Origin of the sequence: Pseudomonas sp. B40(2017) (genome assembly GCF_002112855.1) — a bacterium.
Lineage (GTDB): Bacteria > Pseudomonadota > Gammaproteobacteria > Pseudomonadales > Pseudomonadaceae > Aquipseudomonas > Aquipseudomonas pharyngis.
Map to the genome: position 1 here is coordinate 77,708 of NZ_NEIT01000003.1, position 21,450 is coordinate 99,157.

Annotated in this window: 24 protein-coding genes; 14 read left to right on the forward strand and 10 right to left on the reverse strand. The window is 61.5% G+C overall.

Going from position 1 to position 21,450, the window contains the following annotated elements:
• Positions 1 to 265: 265 nt before the first annotated feature.
• From CAF76_RS07790 to CAF76_RS07805, 4 genes are all read left to right on the forward strand, one after another.
• A complete protein-coding gene (locus tag CAF76_RS07790; RefSeq protein ID WP_085648594.1) occupies positions 266 to 1,915 on the forward strand; it encodes a phosphoethanolamine transferase in 1,650 nt (549 codons plus the stop codon).
• 130 nt (positions 1,916 to 2,045) lie between these two features.
• Positions 2,046 to 3,179, forward strand: coding sequence for a ribonuclease D (rnd, locus tag CAF76_RS07795; RefSeq protein ID WP_085648593.1), 1,134 nt, complete (start codon positions 2,046 to 2,048; stop codon positions 3,177 to 3,179).
• A complete protein-coding gene (locus CAF76_RS07800) occupies positions 3,176 to 3,469 on the forward strand; it encodes a YcgL domain-containing protein (protein ID WP_007958052.1) in 294 nt (97 codons plus the stop codon). The genes rnd and CAF76_RS07800 overlap by 4 nt, the downstream gene beginning before the upstream one ends.
• A gap of 106 nt (positions 3,470 to 3,575) precedes the next feature.
• Positions 3,576 to 4,508 (forward strand): D-2-hydroxyacid dehydrogenase, encoded by a 933-nt coding sequence (locus CAF76_RS07805; RefSeq protein WP_085648592.1) that lies wholly within the window; start codon positions 3,576 to 3,578, stop codon positions 4,506 to 4,508.
• Between the two features lie 63 nt (positions 4,509 to 4,571).
• Here CAF76_RS07805 and CAF76_RS07810 read toward each other — a convergent pair whose 3' ends face one another.
• Positions 4,572 to 5,165 (reverse strand): nitroreductase family protein, encoded by a 594-nt coding sequence (locus tag CAF76_RS07810; protein ID WP_011332926.1) that lies wholly within the window; start codon positions 5,163 to 5,165, stop codon positions 4,572 to 4,574.
• Positions 5,166 to 5,444: 279 nt separating this feature from the next.
• On the opposite strand from CAF76_RS07810, the gene CAF76_RS07815 reads away from it, so the two are divergent.
• Both CAF76_RS07815 and CAF76_RS07820 read left to right on the forward strand, forming a co-directional pair.
• Positions 5,445 to 5,894, forward strand: coding sequence for a YcgN family cysteine cluster protein (locus CAF76_RS07815; RefSeq protein WP_064594159.1), 450 nt, complete (start codon positions 5,445 to 5,447; stop codon positions 5,892 to 5,894).
• Positions 5,895 to 5,914: 20 nt separating this feature from the next.
• A complete protein-coding gene (locus CAF76_RS07820) occupies positions 5,915 to 7,144 on the forward strand; it encodes a hypothetical protein (RefSeq protein WP_085648591.1) in 1,230 nt (409 codons plus the stop codon).
• A gap of 3 nt (positions 7,145 to 7,147) precedes the next feature.
• On the opposite strand, the gene CAF76_RS07825 is transcribed toward CAF76_RS07820, so the two are convergent.
• From CAF76_RS07825 to CAF76_RS07840, 4 genes are all read right to left on the reverse strand, one after another.
• Positions 7,148 to 7,525, reverse strand: a complete 378-nt coding sequence (locus tag CAF76_RS07825) for a DUF2892 domain-containing protein (RefSeq protein WP_039772634.1) — start codon at positions 7,523 to 7,525, stop codon at positions 7,148 to 7,150.
• 81 nt (positions 7,526 to 7,606) lie between these two features.
• Positions 7,607 to 8,077 (reverse strand): RNA methyltransferase, encoded by a 471-nt coding sequence (locus tag CAF76_RS07830; RefSeq protein WP_007958066.1) that lies wholly within the window; start codon positions 8,075 to 8,077, stop codon positions 7,607 to 7,609.
• Between the two features lie 203 nt (positions 8,078 to 8,280).
• Entirely contained in the window at positions 8,281 to 8,652 is a 372-nt protein-coding gene (locus CAF76_RS07835; protein ID WP_007944009.1) for a YajD family HNH nuclease, read from the reverse strand.
• Between the two features lie 48 nt (positions 8,653 to 8,700).
• Positions 8,701 to 9,387, reverse strand: coding sequence for a hypothetical protein (locus CAF76_RS07840; protein ID WP_085648590.1), 687 nt, complete (start codon positions 9,385 to 9,387; stop codon positions 8,701 to 8,703).
• A gap of 79 nt (positions 9,388 to 9,466) precedes the next feature.
• Here CAF76_RS07840 and CAF76_RS07845 point away from each other — a divergent pair, with 79 nt between their 5' ends.
• Positions 9,467 to 9,751 (forward strand): hypothetical protein, encoded by a 285-nt coding sequence (locus CAF76_RS07845; protein WP_064594163.1) that lies wholly within the window; start codon positions 9,467 to 9,469, stop codon positions 9,749 to 9,751.
• On the opposite strand, the gene CAF76_RS07850 is transcribed toward CAF76_RS07845, so the two are convergent.
• Together CAF76_RS07850 and CAF76_RS07855 are read right to left on the reverse strand one after the other, a co-directional pair.
• Entirely contained in the window at positions 9,748 to 10,221 is a 474-nt protein-coding gene (locus CAF76_RS07850; protein WP_007956482.1) for a cyclic nucleotide-binding domain-containing protein, read from the reverse strand. The two genes, CAF76_RS07845 and CAF76_RS07850, sit on opposite strands and share 4 nt — an antisense overlap.
• Positions 10,222 to 10,426: 205 nt before the next feature.
• Positions 10,427 to 12,481 (reverse strand): S9 family peptidase, encoded by a 2,055-nt coding sequence (locus tag CAF76_RS07855; protein WP_085648589.1) that lies wholly within the window; start codon positions 12,479 to 12,481, stop codon positions 10,427 to 10,429.
• Positions 12,482 to 12,580: 99 nt separating this feature from the next.
• Between CAF76_RS07855 and CAF76_RS07860 the strand changes: the two genes are divergently transcribed.
• From CAF76_RS07860 to CAF76_RS07870, 3 genes are read left to right on the forward strand one after another with little or no spacing between them, the layout of a single operon-like run.
• Complete coding sequence (locus CAF76_RS07860; RefSeq protein WP_039772625.1) at positions 12,581 to 13,081, forward strand: hypothetical protein; 501 nt, start codon at positions 12,581 to 12,583, stop codon at positions 13,079 to 13,081.
• 16 nt (positions 13,082 to 13,097) lie between these two features.
• Entirely contained in the window at positions 13,098 to 13,874 is a 777-nt protein-coding gene (locus CAF76_RS07865; protein WP_025110635.1) for a class II glutamine amidotransferase, read from the forward strand.
• Positions 13,875 to 13,887: 13 nt separating this feature from the next.
• Complete coding sequence (locus tag CAF76_RS07870) at positions 13,888 to 14,430, forward strand: DUF2937 family protein (protein WP_085648588.1); 543 nt, start codon at positions 13,888 to 13,890, stop codon at positions 14,428 to 14,430.
• 34 nt (positions 14,431 to 14,464) lie between these two features.
• Here the strand turns inward: CAF76_RS07870 and CAF76_RS07875 are convergent, their stop codons facing one another.
• A complete protein-coding gene (locus CAF76_RS07875; protein WP_085648587.1) occupies positions 14,465 to 15,376 on the reverse strand; it encodes a LysR family transcriptional regulator in 912 nt (303 codons plus the stop codon).
• A 146-nt stretch (positions 15,377 to 15,522) separates the two neighbouring features.
• On the opposite strand from CAF76_RS07875, the gene CAF76_RS07880 reads away from it, so the two are divergent.
• From CAF76_RS07880 to CAF76_RS07895, 4 genes are all read left to right on the forward strand, one after another.
• Positions 15,523 to 16,809: an MFS transporter gene (locus CAF76_RS07880; protein ID WP_064594172.1), complete on the forward strand. Its 1,287-nt coding sequence runs from the start codon at positions 15,523 to 15,525 to the stop codon at positions 16,807 to 16,809.
• A gap of 66 nt (positions 16,810 to 16,875) precedes the next feature.
• A complete protein-coding gene (locus tag CAF76_RS07885) occupies positions 16,876 to 17,628 on the forward strand; it encodes a 5-oxoprolinase subunit PxpA (RefSeq protein ID WP_085648640.1) in 753 nt (250 codons plus the stop codon).
• Positions 17,625 to 18,329, forward strand: a complete 705-nt coding sequence (locus tag CAF76_RS07890; RefSeq protein WP_085648586.1) for an allophanate hydrolase subunit 1 — start codon at positions 17,625 to 17,627, stop codon at positions 18,327 to 18,329. Before CAF76_RS07885 ends, CAF76_RS07890 begins: the two co-directional genes overlap by 4 nt.
• Complete coding sequence (locus CAF76_RS07895; RefSeq protein ID WP_085648585.1) at positions 18,326 to 19,240, forward strand: biotin-dependent carboxyltransferase family protein; 915 nt, start codon at positions 18,326 to 18,328, stop codon at positions 19,238 to 19,240. The genes CAF76_RS07890 and CAF76_RS07895 overlap by 4 nt, the downstream gene beginning before the upstream one ends.
• 37 nt (positions 19,241 to 19,277) lie before the next feature.
• Here CAF76_RS07895 and CAF76_RS07900 read toward each other — a convergent pair whose 3' ends face one another.
• Together CAF76_RS07900 and CAF76_RS07905 are read right to left on the reverse strand one after the other, a co-directional pair.
• Positions 19,278 to 20,456, reverse strand: coding sequence for a VWA domain-containing protein (locus tag CAF76_RS07900; protein ID WP_016771218.1), 1,179 nt, complete (start codon positions 20,454 to 20,456; stop codon positions 19,278 to 19,280).
• Between the two features lie 12 nt (positions 20,457 to 20,468).
• Positions 20,469 to 21,314, reverse strand: coding sequence for a MoxR family ATPase (locus CAF76_RS07905; protein WP_007911294.1), 846 nt, complete (start codon positions 21,312 to 21,314; stop codon positions 20,469 to 20,471).
• Between the last annotated feature and the right edge of the window lie 136 nt (positions 21,315 to 21,450).

The window sequence follows — 21,450 nt, forward strand, 5'->3', positions numbered from 1 at the left end:
GCGGGCAGGCGAGCGGGGCGGCAAATCAGAAAGTCGGGAGCGCTATCGAGAAATTCGATACGGCGTTTTCGTTGCCCGCGACTGAACCACAGCTGAATCATTATCAAATACGCTGCAAGTTTCATGGTTATTTCATGTGCCAACTAATCGTTGGCTTCTTTTTCACAAAAAATTGATGGTTGCCTGCATAAAGTTTGTGTGGTCTGAGTCAATGAAATTTTCACAATTGACGACGGCACTTATTTCAAGGAAATCGCCCCTCGCCATGTTCAAGTTAAAAGCCGTGCGCCCGGAATGGGTGACGTTGTTTGCCAGCGCCTTTCTTTTGACCGGATTCAATTTCGTTCTCTGGCAACACCTGTTCGACATCACCGCTGCGGACGGCAAGGGCATTGCCATGCGCATTGCGTTCGGGGTGATGATCTTCGCGGCGTATAACATCGTGTTGACGTTGCTGGCGTTTCGACCCGTATTGAAACCCGTATTGACGTTGTTGTTCATGGTCAGTGCCGGCGTGGCGTATTTCATGAGCCAATACGGGGTCATGATCGATGCCGGCATGTTTCGCAACTTTGCCGAAACCAATGCCACGGAAGTTCGCGACCTGCTGTCTTTGAAGTTGCTGGCTTATATCGTTTTTCTGGGTGTCTTGCCGTCCTGGTTGTTATGGAAAGTTCCAGTCAACTATCGTCGCTGGCATCGCGAGTTATTAAGCAAAGTTGTGGTGAGTGTCGCGTCGGTTGCCGTCATTGGCGGCGTGGCGCTGGCCAACTATCAGGGGTTGTCCTCGCTGTTTCGCAATCACCACGAAATTCGCCTGATGCTGGTGCCGAGCAACTACATCGGTGCTTCGGCCGGTTATCTGCGCGAGCAGGTGGCTTCGGCGCAGCAACCGTTTGTCATGATCGGCGAAGACGCCCAGCGCAATGCCGCCGTGCAGAACCATCCGCGCAAATCCCTGACGGTGCTGGTGGTGGGGGAGAGTGCCCGGGCGGAAAACTTCGGCATCCTCGGTTATGGCCGCGACACCACGCCGAAACTGGACAAGGAAGCCGGACTTATCGCCTTCACCGACGTGCATTCCTGCGGCACGGAAACCGCCGTGTCGGTGCCGTGCATGTTCTCCAACATGGGCCGCAAGGATTACGACGCCAGCAAGGCGAAGAATGAGGAAGGGCTGCTGGACGTACTGAAACGGGCCGGGATCGACGTGATCTGGCGCGACAACCAGTCCGGCTGCAAGGGCACCTGCGATCGCGTCACCCTGCAGGACGTCAGCAACCTCAAGGATCCGGCGCTGTGCGCCAACAGCGAGTGCCGCGACGAAATCCTGTTGCAGGGCCTGCAAAGTTTCATCGATCACCTGGACAAGGACACCGTACTGGTCCTGCACCAGATGGGCAGCCACGGCCCGGAGTATTTCAAGCGTTATCCGAAGGAATACGAACACTTCACCCCGGTGTGTGAAAGCAACGCGCTGAACAATTGCAGCCGCGAGAGCATCGTCAACGGGTACGACAATACGCTGGTGTACACCGACCATGTGCTGTCGAGCCTGATCGATATGCTGCGTAGCAATCAGGACAAGGTCGATACCGCCATGCTGTACCTGTCCGACCATGGCGAATCCCTGGGCGAATACAACCTGTTCCTCCACGGCACGCCGTACATGCTGGCGCCGGAGCAACAGAAACACGTAGCGATGCTGGCGTGGTTCTCCGACAGCTATCAGAAGTCCTACTCGGTCGACACCCATTGCCTGCAAATGAGCCGCGACAAGCCGCTGAGCCAGGACAATCTGTTCCACTCGATGCTCGGACTGCTGGAAGTGCAGAGCAAGGTCTACCAGCAGGATCTGGACATGTTTGCCGGCTGCCGGGGCGCGGTGATCGACGGGGTGTTGGCCAAGGACTGAGCCGGCAGACTCACTCTGTAAGACTATTCTTTCCCTCAGGCAGGAGATTTCATCAAGCTCTTGCCCTGTAGAGGCGCGGAAAGCGCCGGTGGCGATATATACTGCGCGCCATTCTTGAAGGGAGAGCCGTGTGGCCATCGATATTCACTGGATTCGCGACAACGATAGCCTCGCGCAGTTTTGCGCCGAGTGGCAGCAGCTGCCGTTCGTTGCCCTCGACACCGAATTCATGCGGGTCGACACCTTCTACCCGATTGCCGGGCTGTTGCAGGTCGGCGACGGCAAACGCGCCTACCTGATCGACCCGCTGACCATCAACGCCTGGCAACCCTTGGCCGCGTTGCTGGAAAACCCGGCGGTGCTCAAAGTCCTGCATGCCTGCAGCGAAGACCTCGAAGTCCTGCTGCGCCTGACCGGCAGCCTGCCGGCGCCGCTGTTCGACACGCAACTGGCCGCTGCCTACCTGAACCTCGGGTTCTCGATGGGCTATTCGCGTCTGGTGCAGGAAGTGCTCGGCATCGAACTGCCGAAGGGTGAAACCCGTTCCGACTGGCTGCAGCGTCCGTTGTCCGACACGCAAATCAGCTATGCCGCCGAAGACGCCGTGCATCTGGCGGAGGTTTTCGTACAACTGCGTCCGAAACTGTCTGACGACAAATTCGCCTGGGTGCTGGAGGACGGCGCCGAACTGGTCGCCAACCTGCGCCGCGAGACCGATCCGTACGAGGTGTATCGCGAGGCCAAACTGGCGTGGAAACTGTCCCGCGCCCAACTGGCCGTGCTGCGCGAACTGTGTGCCTGGCGTGAGCGCGAGGCCCGCGCCCGCGACCTGCCGCGCAACCGCATCGTGCGTGAGCACTCGCTGTGGCCGCTGGCCCGGACCCAACCGGACAACCTCAGCGCGCTGGGCAAGATCGAAGACATGCACCCGCGTACCGTGCGTCAGGACGGCGAGTTTCTGCTTGATCTGATCAAGCGCTCTGGCAGTGTGGGGCCTGATCAATGGCCGCCAGCCGTGCCGGAGCCGCTGCCGATCGAAGCTGCCGCGCTGATCAAACAGCTGCGGGCGCTCGGTCAGGCCGAAGCCGAACGTCTGGGCATCGCGCCGGAACTGATGCTGCGCAAGAAAACCCTCGAAGCGCTGGTCAAAAGTGGCTTCCCCGAGGGCCCTTACCAATTGCCTGATTCGCTGCGTGGCTGGCGCCGCGAATTGATGGGCCAGAGGCTGCTCGACAGCCTGGCCACCGCCGGAGAACAGCCTTGAAACGTATTTGTTCCATTTATCAAAGTTCGAAGAAAAGCGGCATGTACCTGTACGTGCTCAAAAGCGATGCGCTGGAGCGCGTGCCGGAAGGCCTGATGGCGGCGTTCGGCAAGGCGAAGCATTCCTTCGATCTGGTGCTGACCCCCGAGCGCAAGCTGGCCAGCGAAGACATCGCAGTGGTCCTGGAAAACCTCGAAAAGCAGGGCTATCACCTGCAAATGCCACCGGCCGAGGAAGAGTACATCGAGCACTTGCCCGAAGAGTTGCTGCGACGCAACGACCCGGTCTGATCCGCGAGGCCCTGTCCTGGGCCTCTGGTAACCCCTGGAACGGTTTTTACGGCGACGGCTGCCACGAAGTGGACGGCCGCCTGCACGGTTTGCGAAAGGTTTGAAGATGCGCGTTCTGATTGCTGAACACGACCACGCGATATACGCCCGACTGCTGCGTCAGGCGGCTCCGGAGCTTGAAGTGCTGACCAGCGGCGACTCCGCCGAACTGGCCCGCCAGGCTGCTGATTGTCCGGTGTGGCTGGGCCAGCCGGATCTGTTGGCGACCCTGTTGCGTCAGGGCCACGAGCCACAATGGCTGCAATCGACCTGGGCCGGGATCACGCCCCTGCTGGCCGACGGCCTGCGCCGGGATTACCGCCTGACCCGGGCGGTCGGCATTTTCGGTCAGGTCATGGCCGAGTACGTGCTGACCTACATGCTCGGCCACGAGCGCGAAGTGCTGGCGCGGCTGGTCAGCCAGGTCGAGCGCAAGTGGGACAACCGCACCGGCCAGAGTCTGGTCGGACGCAAGGTGCTGATCGTCGGCACCGGTGACATCGGCCAGAGCGTGGCGCAGTTCCTGCTGCCGTTCGGCGTCGAGTTGTATGGCATCGCCAGCAGCGCCCGCGAACAGGCGCCGTTTGTCGAAGTCGGTTCGATGGCGGACTTGCCGCGTCTGGTCGGCGAGGTGGATTACGTGGTCAATCTGCTGCCCAACACCGAGCACACCCACGACATTTACGATGCGGCGCTGTTCAAGCAATTCAAGCCGACCGGGTTGTTCATCAACGCCGGACGCGGTGTGGCGGTGGTCGATGCGGATCTGGTCGAAGCTTTGAAGGAAGGGCATCTGGCTGGCGCGGTGATCGACGTCTGCCGTCAGGAACCGCTGCCGCAACGGCATCCGTTCTGGACCGCGTGGGGTTTGCTGCTGACCGGGCACAGCTCGGCGCCGACCTCGCCGCCGATGATGGTGCAGTTGTTTCTGGATAACTTGCGGGCGTATCAGGCGGGAGAGGCGTTGCGCGGGGAAGTGGATTTCGCACGCGGTTACTGACTACAGAGATCGTTCCCACGCGGAGCGTGGGAACGATCAATCAGCGGCGATCACGGGTGTGGCTTAGAGGGTGAAATCGCCTTCAGCCGCCAGTTCGCTCAGCGGACGACGCGGGCTCGGCGTTTCCCGTGCTTGCAGGTAATCCGCCAGGGTTGCCTTGTCACCCAGCTTGCCCACCGCAACGGCGGCGTGCAGCGCATAACCCTCCGGAATGTTCAGCTCCTTGCGGGTCAGCTCCTGATCGAAGCCGGCCATGCCGTGGGTGTGCCAGCCGCTCAGGCTCGCTTGCAGCGCCAGATGGCCCCAGGCCGAACCGGTGTCGAAGGTGTGCCACAGCGCTGGCGTTTCTTCGGTGGCGCCCGGTGCAGTGAAGGTGGTTTTCGAAATCACGATCACCAGCGCCGAAGCGTGCTGTGCCCAGCTGCGGTTGAATTCATTGAGCAGGCCCAGGTAACGCTCCCAGTTGGGCGTGTCGCGACGGGCGTAGAGAAAACGCCACGGCTGCGAGTTGTATGCCGATGGCGCCCAGCGTGCAGCTTCGAAGAAGCTCAGCAGGGTTTCTTCCGGGATCGCTTCGCCGGTGAAGGCGCGGGGCGACCAGCGATCGGTGAACTGCGGGTGAATGGCGTATTCGGCAACGCGAGGGTTGGCACTCATCGAAAGATTCCTTGCTACGTTTGAGGACAGGTTGGAAGCGAAACCCGGCGGGATCAGTTGGGCTGAACGATGGGGTTGTGGCGCAAGCCTGCAGTTCACCGGATGCGACGCGGTCGAGCGTTAATGGCATCCGGCAAAGGCCTGGTGTGACCGGCAAAGCTACTTGGCCGTGCAAAAACTGACAAGCCCGGCATAACCGGCAGTCGCCAGCGCTTGGCCCACGGGGCCTTGGGCACTAGACTGGCGGCCTTTTCACCACCTGATGTTGATGCTTGAGCCATGGCCGCCAAAGTCGAACCGTTCTGGATACGCAAAACCCTCGATCAACTCGATCACGAGGAATGGGAATCGCTGTGCGACGGTTGCGGCCTGTGCTGCCTGCAAAAGCTCGAGGATGAAGAAGACAACAGCGTCTATTACACGCGCATCGCCTGCAAACTGCTGGACCTGAAAACCTGCCAGTGCAGCGATTACCCGAACCGCATGCAGTTTGTCCCGGACTGCATCCAGCTCACCCCGGGCCAGGCCGAAGAATTTAAATGGCTGCCGCCGACCTGCGGTTATCGGCTGGTCAGCGAAGGCAAGGACCTGCCGCTGTGGCATCACCTGGTCTGCGGTGATCGCGACGCGGTACACCACGAACGGATTTCCCAGTCCGGGCGCATGCTCGCCGAAGGCAGCGTGCCGGAAGACGACTGGGAAGATCACCTGATTTTCCGCGCAGGTTAACGATTGACCAAGGAGCAGGTATGGCGACGGGATTGCGCCGGGCGCTGATCGTCACGCTGCTGGCGCTGAGTGCGCCGGTGTGGGCGGCGAAGAAAGTCGATCTGGATTATCAGGTACGCCTGCTGCCGCAGAGCGATCAGGCCGAGGTACGACTGACCCTCGCCAACGGCGAAGTGGTGCGCAGCCTGGACTTCGACCTCGGCGACGGCAGTCACTACAGCGACTTCAAGGCCGACGGTCAGTGGCAACTGACACCGGGCAAACCGGCGCGCGGGGTCTGGCGCCCGACGGCGGACAAGGCCAGCCTGACCTACCGCGTACGCATCAGCCACGGCCGCAAGAACGGCAGCTTCGACACGCGCATGACCCCGACCTGGGCGCTGATGCGCGGCGATGAACTGGTGCCGCCGGCCAGGCTCGATCAGCAGGACGGCATCGAACTGGTCGCGCGCCTGCACTTTGAATTGCCCGACGGCTGGAAAAGCGTCGAAACCGCCTGGCCGCGCATCGGCAAGAACAAATTCCGTATCGACAATCCGTCACGCCTGTTCGACCGCCCGACCGGCTGGATGCTCGCCGGCCACCTCGGCAGCCGCCGCACGCGGTTGGGGGAAACCGAAGTCACCGTGGCCTCGCCGCAAGGGCAGGGCATGCGCCGGATGGACGTGCTGACGCTGCTGACGTTTGTCTGGCCGCAGGTGCAGGCGGTGTTTCCCCGCCACCCGAGCAAACTGCTGATCGTCGGCGCCAATGACCCGATGTGGCGCGGCAGTCTGGCGGCGCGGGAGTCGATCTACCTCAACACGCGGTTGCCGCTGGTCAGCGAAAGCGGCAGCAGTGCCTTGGTGCGCGAACTGGCACAGGTGTTCGGGCGGATCAACGACGAACAGCGCAGCGACTGGATCAGCGAAGGGTTTGCCGAGTATTACGCCATCGAACTGGTGCGCCGTGCCGGCGGCATGAGTGACGAGCGTTATCAGAGCTTGCAGGCGAAACTGGCGAAGGACAGCCAGAAAGTCACGACCCTGCGCGGCGAGCAGATCAGCCCGGCGCAGGTGTCGAAAGCGGTGTTGCTATTGCAGGAGCTGGACGGCGAGATTCGCCTGAAGACCCGCAACAAGCGCTCGCTGGATGATGTCCTGCGCGGGGCGATGCATCTGGGGACGGTGGACACCAAAGAGTTCGTGCAACTCGCCGAAAGCGTTCTCGGCGAGTCGTCCAAGGTCCTTGATAGCGGGTTGCTTCGGTAGCGGTCAAACCCCGGCTTTCGGCGATTTCACCGAGTCATTGCCGGTCACGGTGGCGGTGTTGGTCGCCGCCTCGGCATTGGCCTTGAGCTTGCTCAGCTCTTCACCGGCCCGCTCGATCTTCGCCCGCACGTTGTTCATGTCCTGACGGCTTTTCTCCAGCAGGCTTTTCACCGAGCTGTGGCCGGTGATGCCGCGGGCCATGGCCACGCCGCCAATCGCCACCTGAATCAGCCCGAATACGCCGCCACGGCGCAGGCCCTTGCCGACCATGATCACGCCGCCGGCCAGCGAACCGATGCGCTCCCAGCCTTCGACGTTCTGCTCAGGACGGCTCTGAAACGGGGTGGATTCGATACGTTCGACACGTTTGAGCTCGGTCATGATCTTTCTCCAGGCAATGAGTAATGGATAAACAAGCTGACTGCGCAGGCGGTCAGCTCGTTCCATCGGATGTGCGGCGTTTCAGCGGAATTTCGGTCCGGAGCGGGTGTTCAGGCCTTTGGCCATGCGGTCGTAGAGCACGACGTTGACCGTGGCGGCGAGATTCATGCAGCCGGTGGTCGGGATGTACACGACGTCTTCGCACCAGTCGCGGATCTCCTGATCCAGCGAGCCGTCTTCGGGGCCGAAGATGTACAGGGCGCGATCCGGGTGAGTGTATTCCGGCAGCGGGCGGGCGCCGTCGACCAGTTCCACGGCAACCGGGACGCAGTTGAGCGGCAGGATCTTTTTCAGGTCGTCGATGCCGATCAGCGGGATGTCGTAGTGCACGCGCTTGGTGTCGGTGACGAAATCGGCGGCGCGCTCATAGCGCTTGCCGGTGTAGAACACGGTCGACACGCCGTAGCAGCCTGCGGCGCGCATCACCGAACCGACGTTTTCCGGTGATTTGGGGTTATACAAACCAATGCAGCTGTACCGTTTGTCTGCCACGAGCGGGGTGCCTTCGGGAAAAAGAGGGCGATTATACGGGGATTGGGGGAGGGCGGGCAGATTCAGGATCTGCGGTGTTGATCGTTCCCACGCTCTGCGTGGGAATGCAGCCCGGGACGCTCCGCGTCCCAAAGCGGACGCAGAGCGTCCATTGAGGCATTCCCACGCAGAGCGTGGGAACGATCACATCAGAGTGGGGTAACTCAGTCTTCTTTCTTCATCAACCCCGCCAGCGCCGCAAACGGATTGTGCGTAGCCTTGGCGATTTTCGGCGTGCTCAGCGAGCCTTCGCCGAAGTACTGCTGGTCGGTGTAGCGCGAGTGTTCGTTGTCGTGGCAGTACAGGCACAGCAGCTCCCAGTTGGAACCGTCCTGCGGGTTGTTGTCGTGGTTGTGGTCGCGGTGATGCACGGTCAGCTCGCTCAGGCGCTTGCCGGAAAACTCACGAGCGCAGCGGCCGCAAACGTGCGGGTACATCTTCAGGGCCTTGTCGCGGTAGCCCATTTCCTTGTCGCGCTGGTTGTCGGCGAGGATGCGATCCAGCTTCGAGGTGTTGGTCGGGGTGGACGAACTCATGGGTTCACCTTTGCAGAAGACTAATGACGGTTATGAGGCAAGTTTAGCTCAGCCCTTGAGCTTCTCGGCAATCCAGATCGTGTGGCGCGTGCCCTTGTTGCCGTGAGCGAAGACTTGCACTTCTTCGGCCTTGAAACCGGCCTTCTTCAATTTGTCGGAAAACTGCCGGTCAGCGCTGGCCGACCACACCGCCAGCACGCCTTTGGGCCGCATCGCCCTGGCGCAAGCGGCCAGGCCTGCGGCGGAATACAGCCAGCTATTGGCCTTCTGGGTCAGGCCTTCGGGGCCGTTGTCGACGTCGAGCATGATTGCGTCGAAACCGTTCGGCTCGCTTTGCAGCACCTTGGCCACGTCTTCCTGACGAATCACCGTGCGCGGGTCGAGTAGCGGACGCCCGGACTTTTCACCGAGCGGGCCGCGGTTCCACTCGACCACGCCGGGCACCAGCTCGGCGACCACCACTTCGGCGCTCTTGCCCAGATGCTTGAGCGCGGAGGCAAGGGTGAAGCCCATGCCCAGACCGCCGATCAGCACCCGCGAGTTGGGCCGGCCGGCGACCTTACGGCACGGGATCTCGGCCAATGCGTCTTCGGAACCGTGCATGCGGGTGTTCATCAATTGGCCGCCGTCACCGCCCTGGATCTTGATGACGAAGTCCTCGCCATACTCGAACAGGCACAGGGCGCCGCCGTTGTCAGGGATCGGCGTGGTGTCGAGCAGAACGAAACGTTTCATGGAAATCTCTACAGGGGGGAAGGCAAGCCGGCGCGTTGGGAGTAGCCTGAAGGCAGACTTCAGGCCAACGGAGCCCTTGATGAAGCGCACCATTCTAACGGTCATTACCCTGGCCGCGCTCTCGATAACTGCCGGACAGGCGCAACAGACGATTCCCGTCAGCCCCACACCGCAACCGGGCTCGCCCGGCACCGCGACGCCAACCCCGTATCCGCAGATCAGCCCGGTGCCGATTCCCAAGGCCGGCCCCGGCAGTGGCGGCCCGCCGCTGGTGCCGATCGAAATGCCCAGCCCGCCGACCAAGGATCAGCCATTGCCGGGCCTGGAACAGAACGACAGTAAACCCAAATCCCCGGGGGGCTAGATCTGCTGGGCGGCGAGCTGGCCGTCGGCCATGCGCAGGCGTTTGGAGAGGGAGACGGCGAGGGCGCGGATGATCTTGGCGGCGATCTTCGGTGCGTCGTTGAGCATTTTTTCCAGCGAATCCTTGCCGAGGTTGAGTAACTGACAGTTGCTCGCCGCCACGCAAGTCGCTGAACGGCGTTCGCCGTCGAGCACGGCCATTTCACCGAACGCCCGACCGCTGCGCAGGGTGGCCATGGTCACGACCTGGCCGTCGCCACCGGTTTTCTGCACGGCCACTTGGCCGGTGTGGATGATGCACATGAAACTGCCGGCATCGCCTTCGCGAAAGATCGCTTCGCCTTCAGCCACGGTGCTGATGCTGAAGTAACCCGAAGCGGCGGCGAAATCCGCCAGTTGCAATTGATCGAACAGGCCGCAGTCCATCAGCCAGTCGCGGATTTCGTTGTTCAGTAGGGTGGGTTCTGACATGTCGTGCGGTCTTTTTTTGTTTTCACTGTTTCAAGGCGTTGCACAGAACTCCTGTGGGAGCGAGCCTGCTCGCGATGGCGGAGTGTCAGCCAACATCAACATGACTGACAGATTGCTATCGCGAGCAGGCTCGCTCCCACAAGGGATTGATGTGCTATCGGCCTATCGGGTCTGGAATTAAGACCCAAGTGACCGGCGGAGTTCCTCAGGCAATGCCCAGAACCTTGAAAGCAAATGCATATTCGAGCGCTACGTCACGTAATCCCTGATAACGCCCGCTCATGCCGCCGTGGCCGGCGCCCAGTTCGGTCTTGAGCAGCAATGGATTGTCATCGGTCTTGGTCGCACGCAACTTCGCCACCCACTTGGCCGCTTCCCAATACTGCACGCGGCTGTCGTTATAGCCGGCGATCACCAGTGTTGCGGGATACGCCTGTGCAGTGACGTTTTCGTACGGCGCATAGGCCTTGATCCGCTCGTAGACCTCCGGCTCTTCGGGATTGCCCCACTCGTCGTATTCAGTGACGGTCAGCGGCAGGTCCGGGTCGAGCATGGTGTTGAGCACGTCGACGAACGGCACTTCGGCAATCGCCACACCGAACAGGTCCGGACGCTGATTGAGCACCGCGCCGATCAGCAGGCCACCGGCGCTGCCACCGCTGATCGCCAGTTGTGGTGCGGTGGTGATGCCGTTGAGGATCAGGAATTCGGCGCAGGCAATGAAGTCGCTGAAGGTGTTGTGCTTGTGTTCCTGCTTGCCGGCGCGGTACCAGGCTTCGCCCAGTTCACCACCGCCGCGAACGTGGGCGATGGCGAACGCCATGCCGCGATCCAGCAGGCTCAGCCGCGCGTGGGAGAACCACGGATCGAGGCTTGAACCGTAGGCGCCGTAACCGTACAGATACAACGGCACGGGTTTGCCGACCATTTCCCGTTTCATCACCAGGCTGATCGGCACCTGGGTGCCGTCCGGCGCAGTCGCCCACAGGCGCTGACTGACGTAGGCGTCGGCGTCGAACGGGCCGAGCACCGGGGTTTCCTTGAGGACAGTCTGTTCGCCGGTGGCGAGGATCAATTGCCGAACCTGAGCCGGACGGTTCAGCGCTTCATAGCGCAGGCGAATGCGGTCGCTTTCGAATTCCAGGCTGTTTTGCACATAGAGGCTGTAGGCCGCATCCGGTAATTGCACGCGATAAGGCGCCAGACCGTGTGGGCGAACTTCGATGATCGGCAGACCACCTTCGCGCAGGCTCAGGGTCAGGGCTTCGGCATTGAGTGTCACGCCATCGAGCATCACCGAATCGCTGTGCGGAATCAGGTTCTGCCAGTCGGCTTCGCTCGGTGCGATGCCGGTGTCCGGCGCCTGATACAGGGCGAAGTTGATGCCGTCGCGGTTGGTGCGGATGAACCAGGTCCACTCGCCGTCGAGCTTGCCGTGATCGACGTCGTATTCGTGATCCTCGACCCGTGGCGCCAGACAAGTGAATGGCTGCTGCGGCTGATTGGCGTCCAGCGCCCAGACTTCGCTGGTGGTCTTGCTGCCCAACGACAACAGCAGTTGTTGCTCGGAGCTGGCGCGGTAGCAATGCAGGAAAAAACGCCCGTCCGGTTCGTGGAACACCTCTTCGGCGGCCGTGCCATCCAGGCGATAGCGGAACAGCTTGTGCGGGCGATGGGTGTCGTCGAGTACACCGAAGAACAGGGTCAGGCTGTCGTTGGCCCAGGTCATGCTGCCGTCGCAATCCTGGAATTCCAGTTCGCTGACACGCTCGCTGGACAATTCCTTCACGAACAGCGTGTAAATCTCGTCGCCCGAGGCGTCGACGCTGTAGGCCAGACGCTGGTGATCCGGGCTGATGCTGAAGGCGCCGAGGGAGAAAAAGCCGCCGTTGGCCAGGGCGTTCGGATCGAGCAGCAATTGTTCGCGGCTTTCATCGAGGGTCAGGCTGTCGTCGGCCGGACGCGGGCAGCGGTAGTGACGGGCGTATTCGTCACCCGCTGTGGTGCGGGTGTAATACAGGTACGGGCCCCATGGCGAGGGAAGGGACAGGTCGGTTTCGAGGATCCGGCCCTTGATCTCTTCGAACAGGGTTTCGCGCAGCTCAGCCTGATCGGCGGTCTGTGCCTGCTGGTAGTCATTTTCAGCCTTGAGGTAGTCGAGCACCGCGTCGGTGTCGCGTTCCTGCAGCCAGGCGTACGGGTCGTGACCGGCGGCCTTGTGGGCAATCGGGGCGCTGCTGACGTTGGCGGATACGGGCATGGAAAGCTCTCGGACATGACAAATAAGGGCCGCACGGACGGCGGGGAAGCCTGACGTGCGAAAAGTCGTTACTATAAGCGCCTCTTTGCCTGCCTTGCCATGGACACCATGACCGAGAACGACTATCTGATCGCCTGGGGCCTTTACGCCTTTGCCGCCGTGGGCTGCCTGCTGGTGTGGATGCGCATGACCCGCTGGATGTGGCGCTGGCTGCGCGAGCCGCTGCGTGTGTTGATGGCGGTGTTGCTGTTCAGCCCGACCATCATTGACCCGGTGAAGGAAAAATTCGCCCCGGCCATCGCCATCACGGCGCTGGATCTGGCGTTCAAGGTCGGCAACAACGCCTGGCGCGCCATTTCCGAACTGCTCATGTACGCCATGATCGCATTCGGCCTGTACCTGATTTTTGTGCTGATCCGCCTGCCGATCGAACGCGCCTCCAAGGCCCGCCGGGAGCAGGCTGAAGCCGCCCGCGCAGCGGCCCGCGCCGATGACGAGCGTGACGCCGATCAACCGTTCGGCGGTGCCGGCGATGACCGCTACGGTCGCCCGCCGGTGCCGAGCAATCCGCAGCGCATGCGGGTCGAGCCGCGTCTGTAATCACGAGAGTCCGCACATGTGTGAATTACTGGGCATGAGTGCCAACGTGCCGACCGACATCGTGTTCAGCTTCACCGGGCTGATGCAGCGCGGCGGTCGCACCGGGCCACATCGCGACGGCTGGGGCATTGCCTTCTACGAAGGGCGCGGCTTGCGCCTGTTCCAGGATCCGGCGGCCAGCAGCGAGTCGGAAGTGGCCAATCTGGTGCAGCGCTATCCGATCAAGAGCGAAGTGGTCATCGGGCATATCCGTCAGGCCAACGTCGGCAAGGTCTGTCTGTCCAACACCCACCCGTTCGTCCGCGAACTGTGGGGGCGCAACTGGTGCTTCGCGCACAACGGCCAGCTCGCCGATTTCACCCCGATCAAGAGTTTCTACCGCCCGGTCGGCGATACCGACAGCGAAGCGGCGTTCTGCGATTTGCTCAACCGGGTACGTGCAGCGTTTCCGGAACCGGTCGATATAGAAGTGCTGCTGCCGGATCTGGTCGCGGCCTGCGCCGAATATCGCAGCAAAGGCGTGTTCAACTGCCTGCTCAGCGACGGCGACTGGCTGTTCTGCTATTGCTCGACCAAACTGGCGCAGATCACCCGACGCGCACCGTTTGGCCCGGCGCGGCTCAAGGATGTCGATGTGATTGTCGACTTCCAGGCCGAAACCACGCCCAACGACGTGGTCACGGTGATTGCCACCGAACCCTTGACCGAAAACGAAACCTGGACCCGCTACGAACCGGGCCAATGGAGCCTGTGGCGACGCGGCGAATGCGTCAGCCAAGGCACGACCGAATAAGGATTGCACCCCCATGTTGCTCAGTTATCTACGGCTGGTGTTGTTTGCGGCGGGCCTGTTGATCGGTGTCCAGGTGCCGGGCTTCATCAACGATTACGCCAAGCGGGTCGAAGCGCACCTGATCGAGGCGCAGACTGGTCTACGCGGCTTCCAGGGCACCGCCGAGCAGTTTTTCAAGGGTGATATCCAGGCGCTGGTCGCCCACTATCGAGCCAGCGAAGATCCGGTGTTTCGCAGCGATGCCGACAGCCTGAGCACCTTGCTCAACCGTCAGCTGGCGCTGGACAAGCAATTCCAGGCGATGCAGGGCCCGTGGTACATCCGCTTCCTGCAAGTGGTGCTGGCCGCCGACCCGGACATCCGCAAGGAAACCTGGAATGGCTACAGCTACCAGATCCTGCTGACGCCGGAAGCGATGATCTGGGGCATGAGCAGCGCGATGTTGCTGTCGTTCGGTCTTGAATGCCTGTTCCGTCTGATCGACTGGGTGGTGCTGGGCGGCAAGCGCCTGCGCCAGAGCCGGCCGATCGAAGACCGGGATGTGCGCGGGCTGTAAGCTTCGATGGATCGTTCCCACGCAGTGGGAACGATCAACTTAGAACGATGTAATTCGTACCTACCTTGCGCGCATATTCCTCCAGCACCTGCTGACACAGCGTCACAATCTCCTCGACCCATTCCACACCGACCCGCCACGACACCACCACCTGCAGGTTCGGCGGACGCTGTTCGATGTCAAGCAGGGTCAATTCCCCTCGCGCCAGTTCCTCGGCCACCAGTACCGGCGGCAACGCGCCAATACCGAATCCGTCGCGCAACAGACGGGTGATCGCCGACACTGAATTCACACAGTTCAAGCGTGGCGCCAGCACGCCCTGGGCCTGCATCAGCGCCAGGATGTCCTGATGTGGGCGGGAGTTTTTCGAGTAGGTGATGATCCGTTCCTGCGCCAGGTCGGCGAGGTTTTGGTAGTCGCGGTTGTAGATTGAATGGCTGGCGACGATCCAGCCGATGGGGTGGCTGGCCAGCTCGAGGCTGCGCACGCTTTCCTGACGTACCAGATCGGTTTGCAGAATCAGGTCGAGAAAGCCTTTTTGCAGCTGATCGCAGAGGTTCAGCGAGGTATCCGCCACCAGCTCGATTTCCACCCGAGGGTACAGATCGGTCATCTGCGCCACCAGCGGGCTGAGCCAGGTGTGGATCACCGTGTCCATCACGCCGATACGTACCCGGCCGACCTTGCTCGATCGGGTCTCGATCGACTGCTTCAGCGCCTGCATCGTGTCGAGCATCTGCTCGGCATAATCCAGCACTTTCAAACCTTCGGGCGTCAGACTGACGCCGCGTGAGTCACGCAGGAACAGCTTCACCCCGAGCTCGCCTTCGAGTACTGCAATCCGGCTGGAGATCGAGGCCTGGGTGGTGAACAGCTTGTCGGCGGTCAGGCGAAAACTTTTCAGCCGGGCGACCCAGACGAAGGTTTCGAGAAACTTCAGGTTCATGGCAACAAATTTTTCTTATGTCTTGGGCGGGTTTTTATTCGTTGGACGCGACCGGGTGACGCACCCAAGAATCGACGCATCCGGTTCCCACGATAGGCGTCGTCGGAGCTTCGAACAAGACCAATAAAAGCCTGCGGAGACATGCCATGAGTGCGCCCGACACCCTCGACCTCCCCAAGACTGCGGCCCGTCCCGGCCCGTTCGACTGGTATCGCAACATCAATCAGCAGGAGCGCCGGACCTTCTGGAGCTGCAAGATCGGCTACGGTCTGGACGGCATGGACACCCAGATGCTCAGCTTCGTGGTGCCGACCCTGATCGCGATGTGGGGCATCACCACTGGCGAAGCCGGCCTGATCCACACCAGCACTCTGATCGCTTCGGCCATCGGCGGTTGGGTGGCGGGGATTCTCTCCGACCGCATCGGCCGCGTGCGCACCCTGCAACTGACGGTGCTGTGGTTTGCCTTCTTCACTTTTCTCTGCGGCTTCGCTCAAAACTACGAACAGCTGCTGATCGCCCGCACACTGATGGGCTTCGGTTTCGGCGGCGAGTGGACGGCTGGCGCAGTGCTGATCGGTGAAGTGATCCGCGCCAAGGATCGCGGCAAAGCGGTGGGCATGGTCCAATCCGGCTGGGCGCTGGGTTGGGGGCTGACGGCGATTCTCTATGCGCTGCTGTTCTCGGTGTTGCCACCGGAAGACGCCTGGCGCGCACTGTTCATCCTCGGCATCGTGCCGGCGGTGTTCGTGATTTTTGTCCGGCGTCTGGTGAAAGATCCGGAGATCTACCGCGAAGCCAAGGCCAAGCAAACCCCGGACAGCCCGTCGAAGTTCTACGAGATCTTCGCCCCCGGCATGCTCTTCACCACGATTCGCGCCTCGTTGCTGACCACCGGCGCCCTCGGCGGTTATTACGCGATCACCTCCTGGCTGCCGACTTTTCTGAAGAACGAACGCGGCTTGAGCGTACTCGGCACCGGCGGTTATCTGGCGATGGTGATCATTGGTTCCTACGTCGGTTATGTGATCAGCGCCTATTTGACCGACCTGCTGGGCCGCAAGAAGAACTTCATCCTGTTCGCGGTCGGCTCGTTCACCATCGTTCTGCTCTACACCCAATTACCGGTCAGCAATGGCGTGATGCTGTGGTTGGGCTTTCCGCTGGGCTTTTTTGCCTCGGGGATTTTCAGTGGCATGGGTGCGTTTCTCACCGAGTTGTTCCCGACCCGGATTCGCGGCTCGGGGCAGGGCTTCTGCTACAACATCGGCCGGGCGCTGGCGGCGTTGTTCCCGCTGTTGATCGGGTTGCTCAGCCAGAAAGTGCCGCTGAGTGTAGGCATCGGTGCCTTTGCGGCAGTGTCCTACGGGGTGGTGATCCTCGCGGCATTGAGCCTGCCGGAAACCCGTGGCAAACAACTGGACGCGCAGTAACTGATAACCTGCGGGACACTGTCTGTCCCACAGCAAAAAAAGAAAAGAACTACAGGAGTGTTCACCGTGAGCCGCCTGCTATTGAACTGTGACATCGGCGAGAGCTTCGGCAGCTGGACCATGGGTCTGGATGCGGAAGTCATGCCCTTCATCGACTGCGCCAACATTGCCTGCGGTTTCCACGCCGGCGACCCGAGCATCATGCGCAAGACCGTCAGCCTGGCCCTGAGCCACGGCGTGCAGATCGGCGCGCATCCGGCCTATCAGGATCTGGTGGGGTTTGGCCGGCGTTCCATGGCCTACACCGCTCAGGAGCTGCAAGACATCCTGCATTACCAGATCGGCGCCCTCGACGGCATTTGTCGTGCCCAAGGCGGGCGGGTCAGTTACGTCAAACCCCACGGCGCGATGTACAACGACATGATGGCCAACCCGGCGCAGTTGCGGGCGGTGATTCAGGCCGTCGCGGCTTACGATCGCAGCCTGCCGCTGATGCTGATGGCCACCCGCGATAACACGGCCGCGCAACAGCTTGGCGACGAATACGGCGTGAGCCTGTGGTTCGAAGCCTTCGCCGACCGCGCCTACGACAGCGCCGGCCGACTGGTTTCGCGACAACTGCCGGGCGCGGTGCATCACGATTCCGAAACCATCATCGGGCAGGCGCTGACCATCGCCCGTGGCGAAAGCCTCACCGCCAGCGACGGCAGCGCGCTGCACCTGCAAGCCAACACGCTGTGCGTACATGGCGACAACGCCAGTTCTGTGGCGGCCGTGCAGCGCATTCGTCAGGCTTTGAACGAGCAGAGCGCGCCATGAATCCGCGAGTGGAAGTGGTGGCACTGGATTGCCTGATGCTGCGCCTGTTCGATGAAATCGCCGAAGCCAACATGCCGTGGATGCTCGCCGCCAGTGAGCGGCTGCGCGCGGTGTTCGGCGAGCATTTGATCGATCTGGTGCCGTCGTACACCACGTTGATGGTGCATTACGATCTGACCGCGTTGAGCCCGAATCAGGCGCGGGAGTTGATCGCCGAAGCGCTGATCGACCTGTCGCCGAACGCGCGCACCGGCGGCCAGTGTCATGTGCTACCGGTGTGGTACGACCTGAGCGTCGGACCGGAATTGAGTCTGCTGTCACAACGCAGCGGTTTGGCGGTGGAAGAAGTGATCCGCCGTCACAGTGCTCGTGAATATCAGGTGTTCGCCCTAGGCTTTGCGCCGGGTTTCGCGTTCATGGGGCTGGTGGAAGAAATTCTCGCGGCACCACGTCTGAATACCCCACGCAAGAAAGTCGCCGCCGGCAGCGTCGGCATCGCCGAGCGGCAGACGGCCGCGTATCCGGTGGTGTCTCCCGGTGGCTGGAATCTGATCGGTCGCACACCGGCAAAACTGTTCGACCGTGAACGCGATGGCTACAGCCTCATGCAGCCCGGGGATACCGTGCGTTTTGAAGCAGTGAGCCACGCCGAATTCATCCGCCTCGGTGGTGACGACACGCCTCTGGAGGCCTTGGCATGAGCCGACTGACGATTGAAGCGAGCACGCCGTTGTGCCTGTTGCAGGATGCCGGACGGTTTGGCGTACGCCATCTGGGCGTGACTCAGGGCGGCGCGGCGGACTGGCGGTCGATGGCGTGGGCCAACTGGCTGCTGGGCAATGGCTTGGACTTGCCGGTGATCGAAATCACCCTCGGCGGGTTCACAGTGGTGGCTGAAGAAGATTGCTTGCTGGCATTGGCGGGTGCCGATCTTGGCGCGCAGATCGACGGCGAGGCGTTGGCGCCGTGGCGCAGTTTCAAGCTGCGCAATGGGCAGACCTTGAAGTTCACTCAGCCGTTGCTGGGCGCGCGGGCCTATCTGGCGGCGCCCGGCGGTTTCAGTGCGCCGAAAGTGCTGGGCAGCAGTGCTACAGTGGTGCGTGAGGAGCTTGGCGGTCTTGATGGTTTTGGATTGCCGCTGGCCAAGGGCGCTTCGCTGAGTTATCAGGGCGAAACCCTGTTGGTGCGTGAGGTTCCAGCGGAGCATCGACCGGACCTGCGCCTCGACGCACCGCTCGATCTGGTGCTGGGCGCGCAGATCGGTCAGTTCAGCGGGCAGAGCCTGTTCGATGCCTTCAACCGTGCCTGGACGCTGGACAGTCGTGCGGACCGAATGGGCATTCGCTTGCTGGGGACGGCGTTGCAGTATCAGGGCAAACCGATGATTTCCGAGGGCATTCCGCTGGGCGCGGTGCAGGTGCCGCCAGACGGGCAGCCAATCGTGTTGCTCAATGATCGGCAGACCATTGGCGGCTATCCGCGATTGGGCGCGTTGACGCCGTTGGCGCTGGCTCGACTGGCACAGTGTCTGCCGGGGGCGAAGGTCAGATTGCGCCCGGTGGTACAAGAAGTTGCACACCGGGAGCATGTCGAATATCTGAAGCGCTTTTGATTGTTTCCCCCGCCGCTGGCGGGGGAGCCATTGCGGATTACTTGGACAGAAACCGCATCCCTTCTTCCAGCCCGCGCAACGTCAACGGATACATCTGGTCCTCGATCAGATCCCGCACGATGTTGGTCGACGAGGTGTAGCCCCATGTATCTTTCGGGTACGGATTGATCCAGATGAGCTTCTTGTACTTCTCCATGAAGCGCTGCATCCACACGTAACCCGGCTCTTCGTTCCAGTGCTCGACGCTGCCGCCGGCCTGGGTGATTTCATAAGGTGCCATTGCGGCGTCACCGATGAAGATCACTTTGTAGTCGGCGCCGTACTTGTGCAGCAGGTCCTGGGTCGAGGTGCGCTCGGAGGTGCGGCGCATGTTGTTCTTCCACACCGATTCATAAATGAAGTTGTGGAAGTAGAAGTACTCTAGATGCTTGAACTCGGTCTTGCAGGCCGAGAACAGTTCCTCGCAGATCTTCACGTGGGCGTCCATCGAGCCGCCGATGTCGAACAGCAGCAACAGCTTCACCGTGTTGCGCCGTTCCGGGCGCATCTGGATGTTCAGCAGGCCGGCATCCTTGGCGGTGTGGTCGATGGTGCCGTCGATATCCAGCTCTTCCGCCGCGCCCTGACGCGCGAATTTGCGCAGGCGGCGCAGGGCGACCTTGATGTTACGGGTGCCCAGTTCAACGGAGTCGTCGAGGTTCTTGTACTCGCGCTGATCCCAGACTTTCACCGCTTTGCCCTGGCGCTTGCCGGCATCGCCGACCCGGATGCCTTCCGGGTTGAAACCACCGGAGCCGAACGGGCTGGTGCCGCCGGTGCCGATCCATTTGTTGCCGCCGGCGTGGCGTTCCTTCTGTTCTTCCAGACGTTTCTTGAACTCTTCGATCAGCTTGTCCAGACCGCCGAGGGATTGGATCTGCGCACGTTCCTCGTCGCTCAGCGAACGCTCGAATTCCTTGCGCAGCCAGTCTTCGGGGATCAGCGCCTGCAAGTGATCGTCGAGCTTTTCCAGGCCATTGAAGTAGGCGCCGAACGCACGGTCAAACTTGTCGAAATGCCGTTCGTCCTTCACCAGAATCGCCCGCGACAAGTAGTAGAACTCGTCCATGTCGGCGAAGGTCACGCGCTGTTTCAGTGCGTTGATCAGGTCGAGCAGCTCGCGCACCGACACCGGCACCTTGGCTGCACGCATTTCATTGAACAGGTTGAGCAACATGGCATCAGCCTCTTAGCGGGTGCCGCGACGGCTCATGAACGCCAGACGTTCCAGCAGTTGCACGTCCTGTTCGTTCTTCACCAGCGCACCGGCCAGCGGCGGGATGGCTTTGGTCGGATCGCGTTCGCGCAGCACCGCTTCGCCGATGTTGTCGGCCATCAGCAGTTTCAGCCAGTCCACCAGCTCGGAGGTCGAAGGCTTCTTCTTCAGGCCCGGCACTTTGCGCACGTCGAAGAACACGTCCAGCGCTTCGCTGACCAGGTCCTTCTTGATGTCCGGGTAGTGAACATCGACGATTTTCTGCAGGGTGGTGCGGTCGGGGAAGGCGATGTAGTGGAAGAAGCAGCGGCGCAGGAACGCGTCCGGCAGCTCTTTCTCGTTGTTGGAGGTAATGATGATGATCGGACGTTTCTTGGCCTTGATGGTCTCGTCGATCTCGTAAACGTAGAACTCCATCTTGTCGAGTTCTTGCAGCAGATCGTTGGGGAACTCGATGTCGGCCTTGTCGATTTCGTCGATCAGCAGAATGACGCGCTCTTCGGACTCAAACGCTTCCCAGAGCTTGCCCTTCTTCAGGTAGTTGCGCACATCGTGGACTTTTTCATTGCCCAGTTGCGAGTCGCGCAGACGGCTGACCGCATCGTACTCGTACAGGCCCTGATGGGCCTTGGTGGTGGACTTGATGTGCCAGGTGATCAGCTTGGCGCCGAACGATTCGGCCAGCTGCTCGGCGAGCATGGTCTTGCCGGTGCCCGGTTCGCCCTTGACCAGCAGCGGCCGCTCCAGGGTGATGGCGGCGTTGACCGCCAGCTTCAGGTCATCGGTGGCGACGTAGGCCTGGGTGCCTTCGAACTTCATCTGCTAATCCTCGAACGGTAACGCCGACCTGAACGGGCAGGGCGGGGGCGAAATAATCGGATGCCCGACTATAACGCGCGGCCCGGTCGACTGTGAACGCAGACGGCTTATTCAGTCTCTGAATGGGGCGTCACAT

Bases quoted from the DNA above. Each gene is read 5' to 3' on its own strand.
- CAF76_RS07810 (WP_011332926.1), bottom strand. From the start codon at position 5,165: ATGAGTGCCAACCCTCGCGTTGCCGAATACGCCATTCACCCGCAGTTC.
- CAF76_RS07875 (WP_085648587.1), bottom strand. From the start codon at position 15,376: ATGAACCTGAAGTTTCTCGAAACCTTCGTCTGGGTCGCCCGGCTGAAA.
- CAF76_RS07880 (WP_064594172.1), top strand. From the start codon at position 15,523: ATGAGTGCGCCCGACACCCTCGACCTCCCCAAGACTGCGGCCCGTCCC.
- CAF76_RS07805 (WP_085648592.1), top strand. From the start codon at position 3,576: ATGCGCGTTCTGATTGCTGAACACGACCACGCGATATACGCCCGACTG.
- CAF76_RS07870 (WP_085648588.1), top strand. From the start codon at position 13,888: ATGTTGCTCAGTTATCTACGGCTGGTGTTGTTTGCGGCGGGCCTGTTG.
- CAF76_RS07845 (WP_064594163.1), top strand. From the start codon at position 9,467: ATGAAGCGCACCATTCTAACGGTCATTACCCTGGCCGCGCTCTCGATA.
- CAF76_RS07895 (WP_085648585.1), top strand. From the start codon at position 18,326: ATGAGCCGACTGACGATTGAAGCGAGCACGCCGTTGTGCCTGTTGCAG.
- CAF76_RS07850 (WP_007956482.1), bottom strand. From the start codon at position 10,221: ATGTCAGAACCCACCCTACTGAACAACGAAATCCGCGACTGGCTGATG.
- CAF76_RS07865 (WP_025110635.1), top strand. From the start codon at position 13,098: ATGTGTGAATTACTGGGCATGAGTGCCAACGTGCCGACCGACATCGTG.
- CAF76_RS07790 (WP_085648594.1), top strand. From the start codon at position 266: ATGTTCAAGTTAAAAGCCGTGCGCCCGGAATGGGTGACGTTGTTTGCC.
- CAF76_RS07900 (WP_016771218.1), bottom strand. From the start codon at position 20,456: ATGTTGCTCAACCTGTTCAATGAAATGCGTGCAGCCAAGGTGCCGGTG.
- CAF76_RS07815 (WP_064594159.1), top strand. From the start codon at position 5,445: ATGGCCGCCAAAGTCGAACCGTTCTGGATACGCAAAACCCTCGATCAA.
- CAF76_RS07860 (WP_039772625.1), top strand. From the start codon at position 12,581: ATGGACACCATGACCGAGAACGACTATCTGATCGCCTGGGGCCTTTAC.
- CAF76_RS07835 (WP_007944009.1), bottom strand. From the start codon at position 8,652: ATGAGTTCGTCCACCCCGACCAACACCTCGAAGCTGGATCGCATCCTC.
- CAF76_RS07825 (WP_039772634.1), bottom strand. From the start codon at position 7,525: ATGACCGAGCTCAAACGTGTCGAACGTATCGAATCCACCCCGTTTCAG.
- CAF76_RS07855 (WP_085648589.1), bottom strand. From the start codon at position 12,481: ATGCCCGTATCCGCCAACGTCAGCAGCGCCCCGATTGCCCACAAGGCC.
- CAF76_RS07905 (WP_007911294.1), bottom strand. From the start codon at position 21,314: ATGAAGTTCGAAGGCACCCAGGCCTACGTCGCCACCGATGACCTGAAG.
- CAF76_RS07890 (WP_085648586.1), top strand. From the start codon at position 17,625: ATGAATCCGCGAGTGGAAGTGGTGGCACTGGATTGCCTGATGCTGCGC.
- CAF76_RS07840 (WP_085648590.1), bottom strand. From the start codon at position 9,387: ATGAAACGTTTCGTTCTGCTCGACACCACGCCGATCCCTGACAACGGC.
- CAF76_RS07820 (WP_085648591.1), top strand. From the start codon at position 5,915: ATGGCGACGGGATTGCGCCGGGCGCTGATCGTCACGCTGCTGGCGCTG.